Here is a 21528-nt window from a genome sequence, read left to right on the forward strand (position 1 = left end):
TATAGTGAAAGGTGTTCATCATTGAAAGCCGTCTCCGGTTTGTCGCATGGGGCAGCCCCGGAACGAAGCGGCAGCCAACGGCCTTGGAATGCCCGGGCCACGTGCGCAGTTTGGGGTAGTCCGGTCCCCCCACCCATGAGTGGAAATGTGCGCTGAACCCAAGGGCGTGCAAGGGAGACAATGAAGCGGTTAGGATTCGTAGCGCAATGGAGGAGCAAGGCATGACGATGAAGCGGGTGGAGCCGGGCGTGGAGGTAGGCGCGATGCCGGTGCCGGACATGACGACCATGCCCAATGACCTGGCGCTGGCGGTCAAATTCAACGCCCCGAGCGACGAGGACATGGCCTCCGTGGCCGCGCTGCGCGCCAATTCGGAGCCGTGGCTGAGCCGCGGAGAGACGTTGGAGGACAGCCTCAAGGCCCTCACGGGGCTGCGGCCGTTCGTGCAGGTGGCCAAGGTGCAGAACCAAGTCGTGGGTTACGTGACGGTGGAGCGCGACGGCCCGGTTCCCGGCGCCGCCTATATGCGCAACATCGTCATCAAGCCGGAGCTGCGCCGCAAGGGCGTGGGACTGGCCGTGCTCAACCAGGCCCTCCAGGTGGCCCGGGACATGTACCGCAAGACGATCGCCCTGCGCGTGGACCCGGCCAACGCCCCCGCGGTGAGTTTCTACCGCAACGCGGGCTTCACCACCGTCGCCACGGTGGTGTCCAAGAAGTCCGGTAAGCTGCGCCTGCTCATGTCGCGCGAGCTGTGAGCCGGCCTGGGTAGGCCCGGCCCTCTTCGAGGGACCGCTCCTTCCCTCGTTTGATTCCGCCCGGTCGGGGCCCTCTCGCGAGGGTCCCCGTCCGGGCGTTTCTTTTTTCCCACCGCCTGTCCGTCCTCCCCCCCGGCAGCCCAGGAGCATGGCCGCGCCGTCCTCTCTTTCGGGAATACCCGGCATTCCCAGTTGTGCTGTACCCTTTCCCGTCGGCCCTCCACTCCCCGGGAGGGCCCGAAGGGTGGCCCCGCGAATGAAGAGCTTCACGGAACTGCTGCGCCAACTGGCTCGACCGGCCGTGGTGGAACTGACGCTCATCAGCGGGCGCGCGCCGCTGGCCAAGACGGCCGCGGGCTTCGAGACGCTGGATGACAGCCTGCTCACCACGGAGGGACTGCAGGAGACGCTCAAGGGCCTGGTGGGCGCCGCGCGCGTCGCCTCGCTCTCCGAGAAGCCCGGGCAGTGGGGCCTGAAGCTGGAGGGCTTCGGTCCGGTGATCGTGGGCGCCATGCGCCGCGGCGACGTGCTCCACGTGCGCATCCTGCGCGGCGAGCCCGCGCCCACCGTGGCGCCCCCGCCCGCCCCGCCGCCCACCGCCACGGGCAGGCCCGCCCGATCCTCTGGCATGCAGATCCTCCCCAGCACCGGGCGTTCCGCGCCCACCGAGCCTCCCCCCTCGGCGCCCCCACCCTCGGCCGAGTCCAGGGCCGACGCCTCGGCGGGGCCCCGGCTCGTCGTGCGGCCCGCGTCCGCGGGCAACCTGGCGATGCTCCTGGAAGACGCCCGGAGCGTGGGCGCCAGTGACTTGCACATCATCGCCGATCGCCCTCCCCTCTTCCGGCTGGTGGGCGAGCTGCTGCCCCACGGCGCCGTGCTGCCGCCCGAGACGGTGGAGAAGATGCTGCTGCCCCACGTGCCCGACCGGCTGCGCCTCGTGCTCGAGCGCGAGGGCAGCTGTGACTTCGCGCTCGACCTGGGAGCGTCCGGCCGCTTCCGCGTCAACGTCTCCCGCCAGCGCACCGGCTACAAGGGCTGCTTCCGGCTCATCTCCCGCGAGATTCCCACCCTCGAGTCGCTCGGCCTGCCCGCCGACATCGCCAAGGCCACCCACCACCACCAGGGCCTCATCGTCGTCACCGGCCCCTCGGGCCACGGCAAGACGAGCACGCTCGCGGCCATCGTCGACATCATCAACCGCGACACCACGCACCACGTGCTCACCGTGGAGGACCCCGTCGAGTACCTCCACCCGCGCAAGAAGGCGCTCTTGAGCCAGCGCGAGGTGGGCACCCACACCAAGAGCTTCGCCAGCGCCCTCAAGGGCAGCCTGCGCGAGGACCCGGACGTCATCCTCGTGGGCGAGCTGCGCGACACCGAGACGGTGCGCATGGCGCTCGCCGCCAGCGAGACGGGCCACCTGCTCGTGAGCACCATGAACACCCAGAGCGCCGCGAAGACGATCGACCGGCTCATCGATCTCTTCCCCCCGGGCGACCAGGCCCAGGTGCGCATGACGCTCGCCAGCAGCCTGCGCCTCATCGTCAGCCAGCGCCTGCTGCCCTCCGCGGATGGCAAGGGCCTCGTGGCCGCCGCCGAGCTGCTGCCCGGCTCGGTCGCGCTCGGCAACCTCATCCGCGACAACAAGACGTTCCAGATTCCCTCCCTCCAACAGCGCGGCAAGAGCCTGGGCATCGTGCGCTTCGACGACTCGCTCGCCGAACTGGTGCGCTCGGGCCGCACCACGCTCGAGCACGCCCGCCTCTACGCCGAGAACCCCGACGAGCTGGAGGCCGTGGTGACGGGCAAGCGCCCCGGCTCGCCCCCCGAGCCCCCGCCTCCCGACGGCTCCAAGCCGCTGCTCTCCAAGATGGGCAACCTCCTCAACCGTAAGAGCGCCTGACCCATGAGCACGCCCAGTGCCTCGCCGCGCATCGCCGCGTTCTTCGACAAGCTCCTCGAGCACAAGGGGAGCGACCTGCACCTGAGCATCGGCCACCCGCCGCTGGGCCGCATCCGGGGCGGACTCCAGCCGCTGCGCGAGGAGGTGCTCACCCAGCGCGAGCTCGAGGCCATGCTCTTCGAGCTCACCAGCCCCGAGCAGAAGCGCCACATCACCGAGGAGCTGGACCTCGACTTCGCCTACAGCTACGGCACGCGCGCGCGCTTCCGCGCCAACTACTTCTACAAGACGAGCGGCATCGCGGCCGTCTTCCGCACCATCCCCAGCCGGGTGCTGTCGCTCGCGGAGCTCAACACGCCCGAGGTGGTGCGCAAGCTCGCCGAGCGCCGCAGCGGCCTCGTGCTCGTCACCGGCCCCACCGGCAGCGGCAAGTCCACCACGCTCGCGGGGATGATCCACCACATCAACCACACCCGCGCCGCGCACGTCCTCACCATCGAGGACCCCGTCGAGTTCGTGCACGAGTCGGTGAAGTCCCAGGTAACCCACCGCGAGGTGGGCCTGCACGCCTCCAGCTTCGCCACCGCCATCCGCTCGGCGGGCCGAGAGGACCCCAACGTCATCCTCATCGGCGAGCTGCGCACCAACGAGACCATGAAGCTCGCGCTGCAACTGGCCAGCTACGGCGTGCTCGTCTTCGCCACCGTGCACACCAACAGCGCGCCGGCCACCATCGACCGCATCATCAACTCCTTCCCCGCCGACGAGCAGCCCCAGGTGCGCGGCATGCTCGCCGAGGGCCTCGCCGGCATCGTCGCCCAGCAGCTCATCCGCACCGCCGACGGCAAGGGCCGCGTCGCCGCGCTGGAAATCCTCATCGGCACCAGCGCCATCGCCTCGATGATCCGCGACAACAAGGTGTTCCAGATCGCCAGCAAGATGCAGTCGAGCCAGGGCCTGGGCATGCAGACGCTCGACATGCACCTGGAGCGGCTCGTGGCCGCCAACACCATCACCCCCGAGGCCGCCCTCGAGAAGGCCCAGGACAAGGAGTCCTTCGTCAAGACGCTCCAGCGGCTCAAGCCCGACTTCCAGGTCTCCGCCGCCGACGGGGGCGAGGTGCTCGGGCACTGAAGCCCGTGCCTCACTCCTCCACGTCGTACACAGGCTCGCCGTGGAACCATGCATGGAGCGAGTCGTGCGAGTGCGTGCGCCAGGCGGGCGGCAGGCTCGCGAGGAAGGACCGCCCGTAGCTCTTGGTGACGATCCGCCTGTCCAACAGCGCCACGATGCCCCGGTCCGCCCGCGTGCGGATGAGCCGCCCGAAGCCCTGCCGCAGCGCCAACGCCGCCTGCGGCAACTGGTAGCCCCCGAAGGGCTCCTCGCCCCGCGCCTCCAACTGGCGGATGCGCGCGGCCACCAGCGGGTCTCCCGGCGAGGCGAACGGCAACCGGTCGATGACGACCAGGCTCAGCGCATCCCCCGGCACGTCCACGCCCTCCCAGAAGCTGTGCGCCGCGAAGAGCACGCTGGGCTGCGAGCGGAACGCCTCCAGGAGCTGCTGCTTGGGCCGCTCGCCCTGCAACAACACCTGGTAGGGCAGCCGGTGGCGCGCAAGCGCATGCGCCCGCTCCATGTTGCGCAAGCTGGTGAAGAGCACGAAGGCCCGCCCCCCCGTCACCTCGCACAGCCGGACGATCTCCTCCGCCGCCGCCTCGATGAAGCCCGGAGCCGCCGGGTCCGGCAGGTGCGTGGGCAGGTACAGCGCCGACTGCCGCTCGAAGTCGAAGGGGCTCGGCACCGCCACCGTGCGCACGCTCGTCACCGGCGAGCCCTCGTCGTCATACAGCCCCATGCGTTTGGCGAAGAAGTCGAAGCGGCCCGCCGCCGCCAGCGTCGCCGAGGTGAACACCACCGTGTCCACCCCGCCATAGAGCCGCTCCTGTAGCTCGCGGGACACCTCGATGGGACTCGCGCGCAAGAACACGCCCCGCCCCCGCGCCTCCGCCCAGTACACGTGGTCGTTCGACTCCACCTTCTGCAGGAAGGAGAAGTCCGCCACCAGGTCCGCGCACCGGCGCGTGAGCAACGTCAGCTCCGGCTCGCGCTCCGTCGTGGTGAACGCCGAGAGCGCCGAGAGCGACTCCTTCACCTGCTCGATGGACCCGGACAGCTGCTCCAGCCGCTCGGGCTTGAGCGCCACCGCGCCCTCCTGCTCGGTGAGCCCCAGCACCCGCGGCGCCTGCGAGAAGAGCGCCTCCGAATACGTGCGCAGGCGCACCACCAGCGACGACAACATCCCGAAGCGCGAGTCCTGCGGCGACATCACCCCCAGCGCGTCGCGCACCAGCTCCTCCAGCCGGAAGCTCGACACCGAGTGCCCGAAGTAGCTGCCCGCCGCGTCCTCCAGCGCGTGCGCCTCGTCGAAGATGACCGCGTCATACGGCGGCAGCACGCCCTCGCCCCGCTGGCCCCGGCCCCGCAGCGCCAGGTCCGCGAAGAACAGGTGGTGGTTGACCACCAGCAGGTCCGCCGACTCCGCCGCCCGCCTCACCCGCGTCACGAAGCAGTTGTCGTACACCGGGCACTTCGAGCCCAGGCACGTGTCAGACGTCGTCGACAGCCGGCCCCATGCACTGAAGGACTCGGGCAGCTCCAGCTCGCTGCGGTCCCCCGTCTCCGTGCTCCCCGCCCACGTCTTCAGGTGCTTCCAGTACCGCCCCTCCTCGCGCGAGGCGAACTGCGGATCCTTGCTGAAGGTGTCGTAGCGGTGCAGGCACAGGTAGTTGCTGCGCCCCTTGAGGTACACCGCCTCGAAGGACAGGCCCATGCGCTCGCGCAACAGCGGCAGGTCCTTGAAGAAGATCTGCTCCTGCAGGGTCTTCGTCGCCGTGGACACCACCACCCGCCGGCCCGACAACAACGCGGGCACCAGGTAGGCGAGCGTCTTGCCCGTCCCCGTCCCCGCCTCGGCCAACAGGTAGCCACGCTCCTGGAAGGCCCGCTCCACCGAGCGCGCCATCTGGAGTTGCTCCGGACGGTACTCGTATGCCTCCAGCGCCGCCTCCAGCGCACCGCCAGGGCCGAGCAGGGAATCCACCGAGGGAAGATGCGAGGAAGCAGGCAGGGCCATGGTCGGGGGCGGCACGAGGCGGGGGAAGACGGGCACGGAAAGATAACAGCCACCCCCTGTCCCGTCGGGTTTTGTACCCACTCTCGCAGGCCGCTCGCCCGGGGGGCATGACGCCCCGCCCGAAGCCCCCTGTCAGGGCGAGGGAGGAAGCGTGTCCCGCACCCGCGCGGGACGCTCGCGGATGAAGCGCAGCGTGGCCTCCACCGCGCGCTCGAAGCCCTCGGAGGTCGTCTCCTTGCGGGGATCCGCCCGGACGTGCCCGGCGAGCTGCTCGCGCATCCGCCGCACCCGCGCCTCGAGCCCGGCGCTCTCGAACGCCCGCGTCACCTCCTCCAGCCGCGTCGCGTACGCCGCCCGGCAGTCCGCCTCCTCCAGGCAGCGCGCGGCGAGCAGCCCCGTCACCGCCCACGGGTCCTGCACCGTGCCCGCCTTCGAGCCCTGGCGGTGGCCGAAGGTCTGATCGATTCCCCCCGGAATCATCGTCCAGCGCCCCGTCGAGGGCTCCTGGTACACCCGGTAGTTGTTGCGCGTGTCGAACGAGTAGCCGTCCCAGTGGGAAATCACGCCCTCGATGGCCCACGTCGTGAGGAAGCGGTCGTAGTCGAAGAACGCCAGGACCTCGGGATAGAACCCGCCCCGGCCAAGTCCCTCGAGCCGGTGCGTGAGCTCGCGCAGGGGCGCATACCCCTCCTCCGTGGAGGAGTCCCCCCCGAGCTTGCGCTCCAGGCAGTAGCCACTCGCGTCCTCCCCCGGGGCCGGAATGTTCCGCGCGAGCAGATCGCACCAGTACGAGCCCTCGTAGAGCGCGCCATCCTTGTCCTCGAACCAGCGCGCGAGGAAGCGCCGGTCGATCGTCTCCACATGCGTGTAGAGGCCCCAGGGCTCGCCATTGACGAACAGCCGCACCGACGCCGCCCGGGGCGCCGGCACCCCCAACGCCCGGAAGAAGGCGAAGCCCAGACGCTCGTTCATGAAGCTCGGGTCCTGCACGTTGTTGTCGAAGGTGAAGTTCTTGCGGCCCAGCAGCTCCCGCGAGGGCTCGCCTCCCGGCACGTCCGGGTCATCCCACTCGAGGTCCACCTTGAAGGAGGACTTGCCCTCGAGCGTGCGCGCCGAGCCACAGCCCCCCTTCACGTGCACGCCGACGTTCTCGAACACCTGGGCGCCGAAGCGCAGCGTGGCCCGGTAGTCATTGCGCTCGTGCGGAACACAGTCGGGCGGAACGGCCTCCGCGTTCATCGCCGCCCAGGAGTCCGGCGGAATGTCGAGGTGGAACTCGAGCACCTGCCCCTCGTCGAAGAGCCGCGCGGAGCCATCCTCCGTCCGGAAGAAGCGGAAGCCACTCCACGGCCCCCACGCCTCACAGGACGAGGACCCGTAGGCGTAGCGGACCCGCGCCGCGTACCGCGTCCGCTCGGACAAGCCGGCCTTGGTGGACTCGAAACTCCCCTCGGACAGCCGCGCCTCGGGCGCGCTCACCGTGGCCGACCAGACGAGCACCCCGGGCGCGCCGTCCTCCACGGACCACACCTCGAAGCGGGCCCGGCCCGGCGCCGCGCCTCCGGAGTTCTCGAAGCCCGTTGCCTGGAGGACCAGTTCCCCGGGCACCACCCACTCCTCGGGCGAGGGGCGCTCGATGACGGGCGCCGCCGCTTCCACCGGAGCTGACTCACACGGAACCTCGGTCCCGGGCGGCGGCCCGGAGGGCTCCGTGGGCCCGGGTGGCACCGGCTCGCCCGGAGAAGCCGGAGGCCCCTCACCGGGCTGCTCGGGCTCCGGAGTCGGCGGTGAGCAGGCGGCGAGCAACGCGACGAGACAGGCCAGCGGCAATCTCTTGTTCACGCGAGCGAACATGCGTTCGCCCCATGCGCGCGTCATCGGGGCCCTGCCCGTCCCCTTCCTCCACGAACGAAGCGTCAGACGGACCGCGACTCGAGCGGGTTCCGGGAAAGTCCCGTCCAGGGAAGGCACACACCCGAAGCGTGGAACTTCTTGCACCCCCCGAAAAGTCCCTTTCCGTAACTCTTACTGCCCTCCGGTACAATGCCAAGGCCGCGCACTTCACAACCCCCTGGAATCAGGAGGTACTTCCCCCTCCTGGCCCCTGGCATGCGGACTGCTATGGACCTCAGGCAGGACGGGCGGGTCGAGGACCAGCAGGTCGGGGCAGGACGGGCGGAGTCGGGGTTGGGGCAGGACGGCGGATTCGGGGTCGGGGCAAGGACGGCGAGGTCGGGGCAGGACGGGCGGGGTCGGGGCGGACAGGTTTTCGAGTGGGGTTGAGCAGTACGGGGGCAGTGCATCACGGCAGCAACACTACGGGGGTAGTGGGTAGAGGAGTGCGTCGGGGGGGATCCGCTGGGGGCGGATCCTCCCCGATTCTTTTTTGGCGTCTCCCGCTCGCGGCCCGCGTGGCACGGTGAATCCAGAAGTGCCTTCCTCTTCCCAGGAGCCCCATGTCTCCGCGTCCCTTTCGCATCGATGTGCCCCAGGCCGTGCTCACGGATCTTCAACGCCGCCTGGAGGCCACGCGCTTCCCCGAGCCGCTACCCGGTGAGCCCTGGCAGCGCGGCGCCGACGTCGCCTATGTCCGCGAGCTGTGCGCGTACTGGCGTGAGCGCTACGACTGGCGCAAGCACGAGGCCGAGCTCAACCGCTTCCCTCAATTCCTGTGCGAGGTGGACGGCGTGGACCTCCACTTCTGGCATGTCCGGGGCAAGGGTCCCGCTCCCCTGCCGCTCCTGCTGACGCACGGCTGGCCCGGCTCCATCTACGAGTTCCATCACCTCATCGAGCCGCTGACGGACCCCGCCGCGCACGGAGGCGACGCCCGGGACGCCTTCGACGTCATCATCCCCGCGCTGCCGGGCTATGGCTTCAGCGGCAAGCCGCGCGAGCCGGGCTGGGATGCCACGCGCGTGGCCGCCGTGTTCGACCGGCTCATGGTCGAGCACCTGGGCTACTCGCGCTATGGCGCGCAGGGCGGCGACTGGGGAGGCATCGTCACCACGGCGCTCGGGGTGGAGCATGCCGAGCACCTGGTGGGCATCCACCTCAACTTCGCCCTCGCGGCGCCGCCGGCCGGACAGGAGCAGAGCGAGCTGGCGCGAGAGTATGGCCAGAAGATGGCGGCATTCTCCGCCGTCGAGTCCGGCTACAGCCACGTGCAGGGCACCAAGCCCATGTCGCTGGGCATCGGGCAGGCGGATTCACCCGCGGGGCTCGCCGCGTGGATCGTCGAGAAGTTCCGCACCTGGAGCGATTGTGGCGGGGACGTCGAGCGAGCCTTCTCCAAGGACTGGCTGCTGACGAACCTGATGTTCTACTGGGCGCCCAACAGCATCGCGAGCGCGGCCAACCTCTATTACGAGACCTTCGGCATGCAGCGCCTGGACTTGAAGAAGCCGGTGCGCGTGCCCACGGCGCTCGCGGACTTCCCCAAGGAACTCGCCCACACGCCCCGGCCCTGGGTGGAGGCGCGCTACGACCTGCGGCGCTACACGGAGATGCCGCGCGGGGGACACTTCGCCGCCGCGGAGCAGCCGGAACTGTTCCTGAAGGACGTGCGCTCGTTCTTCCGGGAGCTTCGCTAGGAAAATGGGGGGAGTCTTTCCCCGGTAAGTCTTACCGCTCCCGGACGGGCCCCCGGCTCCCGCTCCACGTAACCCCTTGAAATCACGGCCTCATCTCTCGTGAGCACACTGGCATTCGGACTGCAATAGCCCTCTGGCACGAAGTCGGGATGAGGCAGCACGGGGCAGGACGGGCGGGTCGGGGCGGTACGGGTAACACGGGGCAGGACGGGCGGGTCGGGGTCGGGAAAGACAACCATTTCATTCAGGGGGAGAAGGAGTCGAACGGGGGCAGTACGGGGAGCGCCACTTGGGGAAGTGGCGCAAGCAAAGTGAGTCGGGGAGGAGCTGCTGGGGAGCGGCTCCTCCCCGATTCCTTTTTGGGCCTCAGCGGCACTCCGGCAAGGCGAGCGCGGCCCTCGGAGAAGAACGCCAGATGGCCGCGAGGGCCTCACACGTCCGGGTCTCGGACGCACCGGAGGCGAGGCTCCGCCAGAGGGCATGGTTGCAGAACACGAGCTTCCACTCCCTCTGGACGAGTGCCTGGAACGCCGCCGGGTCGTCGCGCCGCGAGACGTCGAGCGCGCGCAGCTGCTCCCGAGGAGACAGGCCTTGGAGCTGAGCCGAGGTGGGCACGGGTCCGGTGTAGCTGGCGCCATACCAGACGGCGCTCACCTGGATGAGCGAGGCCAGATGGGCGTTGAACGCGGGCAGTTCCCCGGCGGGAACCCACAACTCCTGATGGCGCGAGTCGCCCACCACCTTCACGTCGAAGGCGAGCAGGTAGTCGGCCTCCACCTCGAACGAGGTGACGTACCCGGCGAAGCCCGAGCGCACGTCGGGAGGGTTCCAGTCGCGGGCGATCTGCTCGGCGTACCCGGAGTTGAGGACCGGGTAGAAGATGGGCTGCTCCGGCAGGCGCGGCGGAAACGCCCGCGAGCCCGCGTCGAGGATGAGCTCCAGTTCGAGAAGGCCCACGGGCCGGTACAGGGTCTGCGTCCGAGGAGGGATCATGGTGGTGAAGGAGGAAGAGGCCACCGACCCCCTACCACCGCCTGGCCTGACAGGAGCTCCAGGTGCATCCCAGGAGAACCGAACGAGTGCACGAGTTGGCTCTTCGTGGCTTTTTGGGACCCCCGTAACCTTTTAAAGGCCCATTTCGTGGTCCCACCGAAAGCCCCAAGCACGGGGCTCGAAAGGGAGCGAGACCATGAAGACGATGGACGTGGCGGTGGTGGGCGGAGGGCTGGGCGGACTGGCGGTGGCGACGCTGCTGGCGCGGGGAGGCCGACGGGTGGTGCTGTTCGAGAAGGCCAGGCACCTCGGCGGCCGGGCACACACCACGCAGCAGGAGGGCTACCACTTCAACCTGGGTCCCCACGCGCTCTACCTGGCCGGAGCGGCGGCGCGGGTGCTCGGACACCTCGGCCTGGAACTCAAGGGACGGGGGCCTCGCGGCGAGGGCGGCTTCGCGCTGCGTGGAAGCCGGCTGCACACCCTGCCCTCGGGACTCGTGTCGCTGCTGACCACGGATCTGCTGAGCACGGCGGGCAAGCTGGAGTTCGCCCGGGTGATGGGGAACTTGATGCGCGTGAACGCCTCGACGCTCAAGGGGATGAGCCTGGAGGAATGGCTGCGCGCGAACGTGTCTCGCGACGAGGTGCGTGCTCCGGTGGAGATGCTCTTCCGGGTGTCGACGTACTGCGCGGACCTGGCACTCCTGGGCGCGGACGCGGCGGTGGCACAACACCAGACGGCGTTGGCCCAGGGCGTGCGCTACCTCGATGGGGGCTGGGTCGAGCTGGTGCGCGGGCTGAGCGCGCTAGCCGACGCGGCGGGAGTGGAGCGGGTGCTGTCGGCGCGGGTGGAAGAGGTGACGCGCGAGGAGGGAGGCGGGCGCCCCCGGGTGCGCGGCGTGCGGCTGGCGGACGGAACGCAGTGGGCGGCCGAGTCGGTGGTGCTGGCGGCGGGGCCTCACGAGGTGGCGGCGCTCCTGCCGGGGGACGCGGTGGCGGCGGGCTGGGCGGCGAAGGCGGTGCCGGTGAAGGCGGCCTCGCTGGAAGTGGGGCTGTCGCGGCTGCCGAAGCCCGGGGCGCTGATAGCATTCGGAGTGGATCGGCCGTGGTATGCGTCGGTGCACTCGGCGTGGGCGCGAGTGGCCCCGGAGGGAGGAGCGCTGGTGCACGTGGCCAAGTACCTCGGGGCGCGCGACGCGGAGGCGAGCGAGCCGGAACTCGAGGGCGTGCTGGACCTGTTGCAGCCGGGCTGGCGGCAGCACGTGGTGACGCGGCGGTTCCTGCCGGGGCTGACGGTGATGCACGCGCTGCCGACGAAGACCGCGGGCCTCGCGGGACGACCCCGGCCGGTGGTGGAGCACCTCCAGGGACTGGGCCTCGTGGGGGACTGGGTGGGGCCCGAGGGAATGCTGGTGGATGCCTCGCTCTCGAGCGCCGAGGCGGTGGCGCGCGCGTGGACAGGCCGCCGCGTGGGAGCCCGCGCGGCATGACGTCCGCGGGCCACGAGGCGCTGGAGCACGCGGCGCGGGAGCACGAGCGCTTCCTGTGGGGGCTGTGCTACCGGATGACGGGCGTCGCGGCGGACGCGGACGAGCTGGTGCAGGAGACCTACGCGCGGGCGCTCGCCATGCCGCCGCGGCGGCCCGAGGAGCTGCGCCCCTGGCTCACGCGCGTGGCGATGAACCTGGCGAGGGACAGGCTCCGGCGGCGCAAGCGCGAGGGCTACGTGGGGCCGTGGCTGCCCTCGCCGGTGGAGACGAGGGAGGAGGCGGTGGCGTCGGTGGAGGTGCACCTGCCCGGAGGCGGCACGACCGAGGGCCGCTACGAGCTGCTGGAGAGCGTGACGTTCGCGTTCCTGCTAGCGCTCGAGGCGCTCACGCCGAGGCAGCGCGCGGTGCTGCTCCTGCGCGACGTCTTCGACTACCCGGTGCACGAGGTGGCCGGGTGCTTGAGGATGAGCGAGACGAACGTGAAGGTGACGCACCACCGGGCGCGGGCGGTGATGGCGGCGTATGACCGGGAGCGGTGCGTGCCCACGCGCGAGCTCCAGGAGCGGACCCGGCGGGCGCTGGAGGACTTCCTGGGGGCGCTCGTGTCGGGGGACGTGGCGGCGGCCGAGGCGCTGCTGGCCGAGCCCGTGCGGGCGCTGTCGGACGGAGGCGGTGAGACGTTCGCGGCGCGGGTGCCCGTGGTGGGAGTCAAGCGCGTGGCGCTCTTCTACCGGCGGCTGCACGAGCTGGGCGGCGTGGCGGACGCGCTGGAGGTGCGGATGATCAACGGGCTGCCCGCGCTGGTGGCCTGTTGGAAGCAGCCCGCTCCCGGCCGCCCCACGCGGGTGGTCATCCGCCTGGACATCGGCGAGGACGGACGGGTGCGGGTGCTGCACACCATCCAGGCGAGCCGCAAGCTCACGGGACTGCCCACCTCGGCGTGAGCAGTCCGGGAACCGCTCAGCGCTGGAGCAGCAGCGCGTTCCACCTGAAAATGCCGCCCCCATCCAGAAGGTCCAGCCGGCCATCCCCATTCGCGTCCAGCACCGAGAGATGCGATTGGCCATACGAGTCGTGCTCAGAGGACCCGAAGCACTGCTCTGGAGCGAGCACACCCTGGCCCACACCCCGCAGCACGGAGACGGAGTCCGTGTTGGGGTTGGAAGACAACACGTCCTGCCATCCGTCCGCATCGACATCCGCCAGCGTCAGGGCCGTGCAGCTGCCTTGCGTGGAGGAGGAGCCCAGGCGGGTGAACCCTCCGGTGCCCGTGCCCTTGAACACATCGAGGAAGTACTTCACCCTGGGTTGCTCGGAGACAGCGCGGCAGTACACGGCATCCAGGACGCCGTCCTGATCCAGATCCGCCAAGCGCAGCTGGCCCGTCATGACGTAGTCTCCGAGCGACAGCTCGGGTCCAGGCGTGAAGGTGCCATCACCCCTGCCCATCAGCACCTGCGCGCCCGCGCCACTCCCGGAGCGCGGCACCATCACATCCAGCTTGCCGTCACGGTCCAGGTCCGCCAGCACCGCCTGCCGCAGCAGGTCTCCGGTCGCCAGGGAGACGGGCGGCTCGAAGGTCCCATCTCCCCGGCCGATCAACAGCCGCGCCTCCCAGCCGGAGGAGGCCTCGCGTCCGGCGATGAAGACGAGGTCTGGTTTGCCATCCCCATTCACGTCGCCGGATTCCACATGCTCCACGAGCGAGCCCAGCGGGAGCGTGACGGCGGGACGCAGGGTGCCGTCCCCATTGCCCAGCAGGAGCTGCGCGGGCCCAGAAGAGGAGTACAGCACCACGTCCAGCGTCGCCCCCACATCCACGTGGGCCACCTGCACCGCGACAGTGGAGGAATCCAACGCGGTGACGAGCTCGGGGGCCGACAGGCCTCCTGGGCCCCCGAGGCTCATCTTCACCAGCGATTGCACCGTGGGAGAGGCATGGTTCCTCGTGGTGGAGATGACATCCGTCCACCCATCGCCGTTGAAGTCTCCGACGGCGGAGGGACCCTCGGACCCGATGGGCAGCGTCCGGGTCGTACGACCCGGGCCACCGAGCCACACGCGCACGTCCTTGGTTTCCCACTGCAGCGTCACCACGTCGGACACACCATCCCCGTTGAAGTCGCCAGTGGTGACGGAGGCGGGCCTGCGTCCCGAGGGCAACCGCACGCCCGGCGCGAAGGTGCCATCCCCCAACCCCTTCACCAGGGTGAGCGTGTTGCGCACGGTGAGATCGAAGTTCTGGTCAATCGTCAACGCGAGATCCAGGTGGCCATCGCCGTCCAGATCGTCCGCCGCCAGGACGGTTGAGCCGATGAAGCTGGCAACGCCCGGGACCGACCTCACGAGCGCCGCCGCGGAGAAGCCGCCCAGGCCGTTGCCTCGACGGAGGAAGATGTCGGTGGTGGAGGACCTGGTCGAGGAGAAGGCCTGATCCACGTGGCCATCCTCGTCGAAGTCCCCCAGCACCGAGTCCATCGGCCAGGGTTCCTCCGTCAGGCGCTGGGTGCGGAAGGTGCCATCCCCGTTGGACAACAGCACGGCGAAGACCTTGCCATAGCCCGTGGCCACCAGGTCCTGAAGACCATCCTCATCCAGGTCGGCCACGGCGAACCTGTTCACCGAGGACAAATCGGTCCCCAAGGACTGGAAGGCGCCAAGAGTCCCATCTCCCTGGTTCAGCAAGAGGCCCAGGCTGTAGCCCCGCTGCATGACCACGTCGGGACTGCCGTTGCCGTCGAAATCGGCGACCGCGAGGCCCGACTGGCCGCTAGAGAACGACAAGCCAGCTTGCAGTCCTTGGCGGAGCACGGGGGCGAACGAACCATCCCCGAGGCCCCGCGCCACGAACAGGCCCTGGTCATAGCTTCTCGTCCAGAGCAGATCCAACGCGCCGTCCCCGTCCAGGTCCGCGGCGACGGGTGGGAATTCATCGGGCCTGGAGAAGCCGAGCGCGAGCAGAAGGGTCGGCTGGAAGGAGCCATTGCCCAGCCCCTTCATCAGCTGCATGGGGCCGGAATCCATGACGAGGATCAGATCCAGCTTGCCATCCCGATCGAAGTCGCCCGAGGTTGCCATGCGGGGCATGTCATTCTGCATGCTGGTGACGCGGCTGCTGTCCATCCACACATCACAGCCACGGCCGAGGGCGGGCAGGGCCAGCGCCACGGTCCTCGAGTCCAGCGCGGCGCCCGGCACCTGGGCACTCACGCGCACGTTCACCGAGGTGGCCGCGCGCACGTCCACGGCGCGATTCCACAGGAAGCGGTGGGCCACACCCTCGGGCGAGGTGGAGCGCGCGAGCAGCCCCTCGTGGTCCGTGGAGCCCGCCTGGGTGACGCGCTGGAAGGAGCCATCCCCCTCCGCGTCCACCTCCACCACGACGTCGGCGCGCTCCCCGTCCGGCTGCTGGAGGGTATAGGAGATGGACAGGCACCCGTCCGAGGAAGTCGGCACCGACAGGGCCGTCACCCGCGCGGGCTCCTTCAGCAGCCGGACCTCGGGCGAGGCGGACGACACGACGCCGGAGGGCGACAGGGACCGCGTGGGCTCGCAGGCGGCCCCCACCGCCATCGATGCGACAATGAACGAATACAAATACCGTGACACGGCTTTCCCCCTCTTATGGAGCTCGAGGGCGGCGAAAGGAGCCACCCGTTCGGGCGGCTCCTTACCCCAACGCGATATCTGGCGCATCAACTGGAGAAGGCCCACGGGCCGGGACAGGGTCTGCGTGCGAGGAGGAGTCATGGTGGGTGGCAGAGAAGAGAGGAAGCTCCCCACACCCGGCACCTGGCGCCGAGCCGGAAGAGAGCGTCCACCGACACCTCCCCTGCGCCGAACCTGACAAGGAGCTCCGGAGCATCAACCACCCACGCCCATGGTCCTGGCCCACCTGACGGTCTACCCTGATGCCAGGAGGCTCTCCCCATGCACCTTGGCTCGTGGATGCCCGTCGTGTCCGCCGCGCTCCTGCTGGTCCTTCCCGCCTCGGCGCAGGTCCCCCCACCGCCGCTGCCTTCGGTGGATCTGGGCATTCACGAACTCCGTCTCCAGGCGCGGCTCGTCTCCAAACGGACGGAGGAGGACCTGTGGGTCCTCGGCGACGCACAGTCCGCTGTCCGGGTATCGCGAAGCGCGGACGTCGGCCGTTCGTGGCGAGTGGATGCCCAGGCCACCGAGGCCCTGGTCAAAGCGCTCCTCGCCCATTCGCACAACACCCTCGATCACATGAGCTGGCTCGGCCCGGACACGGGCATCGCCGCTGGCGACATCGGCCCGCGGGTGCTGCGAACGACGGATGCGGGGCGCTCCTGGAAATCCATTCCCCTCACGGACGACCCGCGGGTCTACGACCTGCAACACCTGGGGGATCGGCTCTGGCTCTGTGGCTCGTCCGGGCGCATCTTCCGCAGTGATGACGCCGGAGCGAGCTGGCAGGAGCTGAAGGGCTCGCCCTTCAATCACGATGATCGCTGTATGAGCATGTCCTTTCTCTCCCCGGAGAGCGGATGGGCCATGGGAACGAAAGCGTCCCTCTGGTCCACGGAAGATGGAGGAACGAGCTGGCAGCGCCTTCCCCTGGGCGACATCACACATCCAGCGGGCTTGGACCACGTGGTCCGTCTCACCCCCCAGGTCGCCTGGCTCCATGGCTCGGGCGAGCGGTTCCTCACGACCGATGGAGGGAAGACCTGGCAGTCCAGGGCCCTGGAAGAGAAGGACCCGAGCCTCTCCATCTCGCGGACTCCCGGTGGCCAGCGCATCATCACCGTAGGGCCCGCGGGCGACGGCGTTCCGGTGGAGCAGTGGGTTCCCTTCCTCGGAGAGGAAAAGGCGGCCGCGCTGGGTGAGGACACCGTCGTGGCGCTGGGCAAGGGGAGGCTGTACACCTTCGTCTCCGGCCAGCTGCTGCGAGCGGGTCCTCCTGTCAGCCAGGGTTCAGGCGTCCTGACGCCACTCGAGGGCATCGCCCGGAAGGCACCCGATGAGTGGCTGGGATGGGCCGGCGACCAGATCGTCGCCTCCCACGATGAGGGCCGGAGCTGGTTCCAGGTGGGCCGTGTTCCCCAGACCCCTCTCCGGGCAATCGCCTTCCTGAAGACCCAGACGGTTCTCGCCGAACTCGGTACGGGGGCGCTGCTGCGCTCGGAGAACTTCGGGCGTACCTGGAAGACGAGCACGAGTCCCCTGGACGCCTACGACTTCGCGCTGGCCTCGGGCCGCACCCCGGCCCCAGGCAACCCCTTCGAGTGCGTTCCCGGCACCGCGCCCGCGTCGATGAAGGTCCACTACACGGAAAGCGGTTGCTTCAACGTCTTCGAGGGAGTGCTCTCCGTGCAGTTGTCCCCAGGTGAAGCCCTGCTCTCGGTGGAGCGGGACGCGGGGGGAGCGGAGGGCAAGCAGGTGCGCGAGCGGAGGAAGCTCTCCCGCGGTGATGGAGAGCGCATCATCCGGGAGTTGATGGCGGCGGCGGCCCGTCAGGAGACAATGCCCGACTGCGGTTTCACCACATCGTATTCGGCCTCCATCGAGTGGTCCTGTCCTTCCGGACCCATCAAGAAGAGGTCCGTGAGCCTCAATGATTCGAGTTGTGATCCTCAAGACCTCTCGTACCTGAGAATCCTGGGCGTTGACCCTCTCAGCGCGTATTCGCGTGCCCTGGGCATCCATCAAGCCGTGCACGAGGTGCTCGAGCGGACGTCCCTCTGATGAAGGGACCCGAAAGACAGACAACGCCCGGCCCGGAGAGGCATCCCGAGCCGGACCGGACAAGCGCGCGGGGCACCGTGTCCTCGCGCGGCATGGACCGTGGCGCCCGCCGAAGCGGGCGAGCTCCTCAGCGCTGGAGCAGCAGCGCGTTCCGCCTGAAAATGCCGCCCCCACTCAGAAGTTCCAGCCGGCCATCCCCATTCGCGTCCAGCACCGAGAGATGTGGCCAGCCAACCGGGTCGTGCTCATAGAGCCCGAAGCACTGATCCGGAGCGAGCACGCCCTGGCCCACGCCCCGCAGCACGGAGACGGAGTCCGTGTTGGGGTTGGAAGACAACGCGTCCTGCCATCCATCCGCATCGACATCCGCCAGGGTCAGGGTCGTGCAGCTGCCCTGCGTGGAGTAGGAGCCCAGGCGGGTGAATCCCCCGGTGCCCATGCCCTTCAGCACCTCGAGGAAGTACTTCACCATGGGTTGCTCGTAGACAGCGCGGCAGTACACGGCATCCAGGACGCCGTCCTGATCCATATCCGCCAGGCGCAGCTGGCCCGTCGCGACGTTGACTCCGAGCGACAGCTCGGGTCCAGGCGTGAAGGTGCCATCACCCCTGCCCATCAGCACCTGCGCGCCCGCGTCGGCCCCGGAGCGCGGCACCATCACATCCAGCTTGCCGTCACGGTCCAGGTCCGCCAGCACCGCCTGCCGCAGCAGGTCTCCAGTCGCCAGGGAGACGGGCGGCTCGAAGGTCCCATTTCCCCGGCCGATCAACAGCCGCGCCTCCCAGCCGGAGGAGGCCTCGCGTCCGGCGATGAAGACGAGGTCTGGTTTGCCATCCCCATTCACGTCGCCGGATTCCACATGCTCCACGAGCGAGCCCAGCGGGAGCGCGACGGCGGGACGCAGGGTGCCGTCCCCATTGCCCAGCAGGAGCTGCGCGGGCCCAGAAGAGGAATACAGCACCACGTCCAGCGTCGCTCCCACATCCACGTGGGCCACCTGCAACGCGACACTGGTGGAATTCAACGTGGCGACGAGTCCGGGGTTGGACAGGCCTCCTGGGCCCCCGAGGCTCATCTTCACCTGCATCGTCGGGTACGGGTACCCCGTGGTGGAGATGACATCCGTCCACCCATCGCCGTTGAAATCTCCGACAGCGGAGGGGCCCTCGGACCCGATGGGCAGCGTCCGGGTCGTACGCCCCGGGCCACCGAGCCATACACGCACGTCCTTGCTTTCCCACTGCAGCGTCACCACGTCGGACACACCATTCCCATCGAAGTCGCCGGTGGTGACGAAGGAGGGCCTGCGTCCCGAGGGCAGCCGCACGGCCGGCGCGAAGGTGCCATCTCCCAGCCCCTTCACCAGGTTGAGCGTGTTGCGCACTTCGAGACCGGCGTTCTGCTCCTGCTCGATCGTCACCGCGAGGTCCAGGTGGCCATCGCCGTCCAGATCGTCCGCATCCAGGAGGGTCGGGCTCGAGGAGTTGGGAGCGCCCGGGACCGAAGCCACGGGCGCCGCCGCGGAGAATCCGCCCTGGCCGTTGCCCCGGCGCAGGAGCAGCTCGGTGGTGGAGGACCCAGGGCTGGCGATGACTTGATCCACGTGACCATCCTCGTCGAAGTCCCCCAGTACCGAGTCCAGCATCCAGACATCCCCCGTCTGCTGCTGGGTGCGGAAGGTGCCATCCCCGTTGGACAACAGCACGACGAAGGGCCTGCCATAACTCGTGGCCACCAGGTCCTGAAGACCATCCTCATCGAGGTCGGCCGTGGCGAGCCTGCTCGTGAAGAACCAGTAGGTCTCCGGGGGCTGGAAGGCAGCCAAAGTCCCATCGCCCTGGTTCAAGAAGAGCACCAGGCTGCTGTATCCCTTCTTCAGGGCCACGTCGGGACTGCCATTGCCGTCGAAGTCGGCGACGACGAGGCTCGACTTGCCGCCAGCGGACAACAAGCCCGCCTGCATACCCGCCTGCACACCGTATTGAATCACGGGGGCGAACGAACCATCCCCGAGGCCCCGCGCCACGAACAGGATCTGCTCATAGCCCCTCGTCCAGAGCAGATCCAACACGCCGTCTCCGTCCAGGTCCGCGGCGACAGGCGGGGCGTCATCGGGCATGGAGAAGCCGAGTACGAGCGGGACGGCGGGCTGGAAGCCTCCATTGCCCAGCCCCTTCATCAGCTGCATGGGGCCGTAATCCGTGACGAGGATCAGGTCCAGCTTGCCATCCCGATCGAAGTCGCCCCGAGTCATCATGAGGCGGCGAACGTCCATCGACAGGCTGGTGACGCGGCTGCTGTCCATCCACACATCACAGCCACGGCCGAGGGCGGGCAGGGCCAGCGCCACGGTCCTCGAGTCCAGCGCAGCGCCCGGCACCTGGGCACTCACGCGCACGTTCACCGAGGTGGCCGCGCGCACGTCCACGGCGCGATTCCACAGGAAGCGGTGGGCCACACCCTCGGGCGAGGTGGAGCGCGCGAGCAGCCCCTCGTGGTCCGTGGAGCCCGCCTGGGTGACGCGCTGGAAGGAGCCATCCCCCTCCGCGTCCACCTCCACCACGACGTCGGCGCGCTCCCCGTCCGGCTGCTGGAGGGTATAGGAGATGGACAAGCACCCGTCCGAGGAAGTCGGCACCGAGAGGGCCGTCACCCGCGCGGGTTCCTTCAGCAGCCGGACCTCGGGCGAGGCGGACGACACGGTGCCGGAGGGGAGCACGGGCCGCGCGGGCTCGGGCTGATGGGGCTCGCAGGCGGCCCCTACCGCCATCGATGCGACAATGAACGAATACAAATACCGTGACATGGCCGTCCCCCCTTTGGAGATCGAGGGCGGCGAAAGGCGCCGCCGACTCGGACGGCGCCTTATCCAATGTGTGACCTGGAGCGTCAACTGGAGAAGGCCCACGGGCCGGGACAGGGTCTGCGTGCGAGGAGGAGTCATGGGGGTGGCAGGGAAGAGAGGAAGCTCCCCACGCCCAGCGCATGGCGCCGAGCCGGAAGAGAGAGGCCACCGACGCCTCCTCTCCGCCTCGCCTGACAACCTTCACGAACGACAGACAACGCCCGGCCCGCCAGGTGGCGGCGGGGCGGGGTTGTCGGCCTGCCTTTGACGCTCTTTCAGGCCAGCGCACCGTCGAACTACGTCGTCAGGTACTTCTTCAAGGATTCGTTGGCGGCGTTGCGGTACTCCGGGATGCGGCTACGCTCGGCCTGGGCGAGGGTCTGCTTCAGGCGTGCCGCATCGAGGTCCTGGGTGTAGCTCGGGGTGCCGGGCTGCTGGCGCCAGGAGTCCGAGAGGCTCCCGGCATCGATGGCATCGAAACCGAGCTCCTCCACGAGCCGGAGCACCTTCGCCCGGGCTTCGGGCGGATCCCCCGCGACTGGCAGCGCGATCCGCCCCGGTGTGCCCTTCGCCGTGCCCTTCTCCAGAAGGTGCTTGAAGAAGATGTTGTTGAAGGCCTTGACGACGGGGCGGCCGATTCGCGACGCCACCCACTCGCTCTCGACCTTTCCGCTGTCGAGCTCCTCGATCTGTCCGTCGCGGATGGGGTAGTAGTTGCCCGTGTCGATCACGACGACGTCCTTCGGCACGTTCGCGAAGAGGTCCTTCGGCAGGTCCAGGACCGCCTTCTGAGGGATCGTCAGGACGACGACCTCGCCGGCCCTCGCCGCCTCGGCGGGAGTAACGGCCTTCGCGCCCGTCTCCGCCGCGAGTTCGCGAAGCGTCTCGGGCCCGCGCGAATTCGCGATGAAGACCTCGTGTCCGAGCCGGGTCCAGCGCCGAGCGAGGGTCCCACCGATCATTCCCGCGCCGATGATTCCGATCTTCATGCCGCCATCCTCCTGGGGAGTCAGTCCCCTGACTCCGTGCGCCGGTTCGATGCCCGACCCCCGCGAGGGGTTGCGCGGTGCGAGCCGGATTCCCGGCGGGGATTCAGAGC

General features: G+C 69.3%; 13 protein-coding genes. 7 read left to right on the plus strand and 6 right to left on the minus strand.

The features are described 5' to 3' along the window. Positions 1-221: 221 nt before the first annotated feature. The 3 genes from F0U63_RS45330 to F0U63_RS45340 all read left to right on the plus strand — a co-directional run bounded on the left by F0U63_RS45330 (position 222) and on the right by F0U63_RS45340 (position 3795). The gene (locus F0U63_RS45330) at positions 222-758 is read left to right on the plus strand and encodes an N-acetyltransferase (protein WP_043430744.1); all 537 of its coding nucleotides are present in this window, start codon (positions 222-224) and stop codon (positions 756-758) included. A 256-nt stretch (positions 759-1014) separates the two neighbouring features. After that, positions 1015-2661, plus strand: coding sequence for a type IV pilus twitching motility protein PilT (locus F0U63_RS45335; RefSeq protein ID WP_395841098.1), 1647 nt, complete (start codon positions 1015-1017; stop codon positions 2659-2661). A gap of 3 nt (positions 2662-2664) precedes the next feature. Next, positions 2665-3795 (plus strand): type IV pilus twitching motility protein PilT, encoded by a 1131-nt coding sequence (locus tag F0U63_RS45340; protein ID WP_395841100.1) that lies wholly within the window; start codon positions 2665-2667, stop codon positions 3793-3795. A gap of 10 nt (positions 3796-3805) precedes the next feature. Here F0U63_RS45340 and F0U63_RS45345 read toward each other — a convergent pair whose 3' ends face one another. Together F0U63_RS45345 and F0U63_RS45350 are read right to left on the minus strand one after the other, a co-directional pair. Further along, entirely contained in the window at positions 3806-5794 is a 1989-nt protein-coding gene (locus tag F0U63_RS45345) for an ATP-dependent DNA helicase (protein ID WP_395848528.1), read from the minus strand. 132 nt (positions 5795-5926) lie between these two features. Further along, on the minus strand, positions 5927-7648 hold the full coding sequence (locus tag F0U63_RS45350; RefSeq protein ID WP_395841102.1) for a CotH kinase family protein: 1722 nt from the start codon (positions 7646-7648) through the stop codon (positions 5927-5929). Between the two features lie 602 nt (positions 7649-8250). On the opposite strand from F0U63_RS45350, the gene F0U63_RS45355 reads away from it, so the two are divergent. Continuing rightward, positions 8251-9387: an epoxide hydrolase family protein gene (locus tag F0U63_RS45355; RefSeq protein ID WP_395841104.1), complete on the plus strand. Its 1137-nt coding sequence runs from the start codon at positions 8251-8253 to the stop codon at positions 9385-9387. Between the two features lie 366 nt (positions 9388-9753). Here F0U63_RS45355 and F0U63_RS45360 read toward each other — a convergent pair whose 3' ends face one another. Next, positions 9754-10404, minus strand: coding sequence for a hypothetical protein (locus tag F0U63_RS45360; protein ID WP_395841106.1), 651 nt, complete (start codon positions 10402-10404; stop codon positions 9754-9756). 172 nt (positions 10405-10576) lie between these two features. Here F0U63_RS45360 and F0U63_RS45365 point away from each other — a divergent pair, with 172 nt between their 5' ends. Continuing rightward, positions 10577-11872, plus strand: a complete 1296-nt coding sequence (locus F0U63_RS45365) for a phytoene desaturase family protein (protein ID WP_395841108.1) — start codon at positions 10577-10579, stop codon at positions 11870-11872. Next, positions 11869-12816 (plus strand): sigma-70 family RNA polymerase sigma factor, encoded by a 948-nt coding sequence (locus F0U63_RS45370; protein ID WP_395841110.1) that lies wholly within the window; start codon positions 11869-11871, stop codon positions 12814-12816. Before F0U63_RS45365 ends, F0U63_RS45370 begins: the two co-directional genes overlap by 4 nt. 16 nt (positions 12817-12832) lie before the next feature. On the opposite strand, the gene F0U63_RS45375 is transcribed toward F0U63_RS45370, so the two are convergent. Next, positions 12833-15481 carry an FG-GAP repeat domain-containing protein gene (locus tag F0U63_RS45375; protein WP_395841112.1) on the minus strand — a complete coding sequence of 883 codons (2649 nt, stop codon included), beginning with the start codon at positions 15479-15481 and terminating at the stop codon, positions 12833-12835. Positions 15482-15802: 321 nt separating this feature from the next. On the opposite strand from F0U63_RS45375, the gene F0U63_RS45380 reads away from it, so the two are divergent. Beyond that, positions 15803-17584: a WD40/YVTN/BNR-like repeat-containing protein gene (locus F0U63_RS45380; protein ID WP_395841114.1), complete on the plus strand. Its 1782-nt coding sequence runs from the start codon at positions 15803-15805 to the stop codon at positions 17582-17584. A gap of 127 nt (positions 17585-17711) precedes the next feature. On the opposite strand, the gene F0U63_RS45385 is transcribed toward F0U63_RS45380, so the two are convergent. Together F0U63_RS45385 and F0U63_RS45390 are read right to left on the minus strand one after the other, a co-directional pair. Continuing rightward, positions 17712-20390 carry an FG-GAP repeat domain-containing protein gene (locus F0U63_RS45385; RefSeq protein WP_395841116.1) on the minus strand — a complete coding sequence of 893 codons (2679 nt, stop codon included), beginning with the start codon at positions 20388-20390 and terminating at the stop codon, positions 17712-17714. Positions 20391-20725: 335 nt separating this feature from the next. Then, on the minus strand, positions 20726-21418 hold the full coding sequence (locus F0U63_RS45390; RefSeq protein WP_395841118.1) for an NADPH-dependent F420 reductase: 693 nt from the start codon (positions 21416-21418) through the stop codon (positions 20726-20728). Positions 21419-21528 lie beyond the last annotated feature (110 nt).

It is taken from the genome of Cystobacter fuscus (assembly GCF_044360685.1).
Taxonomy (GTDB): domain Bacteria; phylum Myxococcota; class Myxococcia; order Myxococcales; family Myxococcaceae; genus Cystobacter; species Cystobacter fuscus_C.

What these genes read in the sequence shown, in the direction of transcription:
- F0U63_RS45330 (WP_043430744.1), top strand. Translation starts at nt 222, where the DNA reads ATGACGATGAAGCGGGTGGAGCCGGGCGTGGAGGTAGGCGCGATGCCG.
- F0U63_RS45335 (WP_395841098.1), top strand. Translation starts at nt 1,015, where the DNA reads ATGAAGAGCTTCACGGAACTGCTGCGCCAACTGGCTCGACCGGCCGTG.
- F0U63_RS45340 (WP_395841100.1), top strand. Translation starts at nt 2,665, where the DNA reads ATGAGCACGCCCAGTGCCTCGCCGCGCATCGCCGCGTTCTTCGACAAG.
- F0U63_RS45345 (WP_395848528.1), bottom strand. Translation starts at nt 5,794, where the DNA reads ATGGCCCTGCCTGCTTCCTCGCATCTTCCCTCGGTGGATTCCCTGCTC.
- F0U63_RS45350 (WP_395841102.1), bottom strand. Translation starts at nt 7,648, where the DNA reads ATGTTCGCTCGCGTGAACAAGAGATTGCCGCTGGCCTGTCTCGTCGCG.
- F0U63_RS45355 (WP_395841104.1), top strand. Translation starts at nt 8,251, where the DNA reads ATGTCTCCGCGTCCCTTTCGCATCGATGTGCCCCAGGCCGTGCTCACG.
- F0U63_RS45365 (WP_395841108.1), top strand. Translation starts at nt 10,577, where the DNA reads ATGAAGACGATGGACGTGGCGGTGGTGGGCGGAGGGCTGGGCGGACTG.
- F0U63_RS45370 (WP_395841110.1), top strand. Translation starts at nt 11,869, where the DNA reads ATGACGTCCGCGGGCCACGAGGCGCTGGAGCACGCGGCGCGGGAGCAC.
- F0U63_RS45380 (WP_395841114.1), top strand. Translation starts at nt 15,803, where the DNA reads ATGCACCTTGGCTCGTGGATGCCCGTCGTGTCCGCCGCGCTCCTGCTG.
- F0U63_RS45385 (WP_395841116.1), bottom strand. Translation starts at nt 20,390, where the DNA reads ATGTCACGGTATTTGTATTCGTTCATTGTCGCATCGATGGCGGTAGGG.
- F0U63_RS45390 (WP_395841118.1), bottom strand. Translation starts at nt 21,418, where the DNA reads ATGAAGATCGGAATCATCGGCGCGGGAATGATCGGTGGGACCCTCGCT.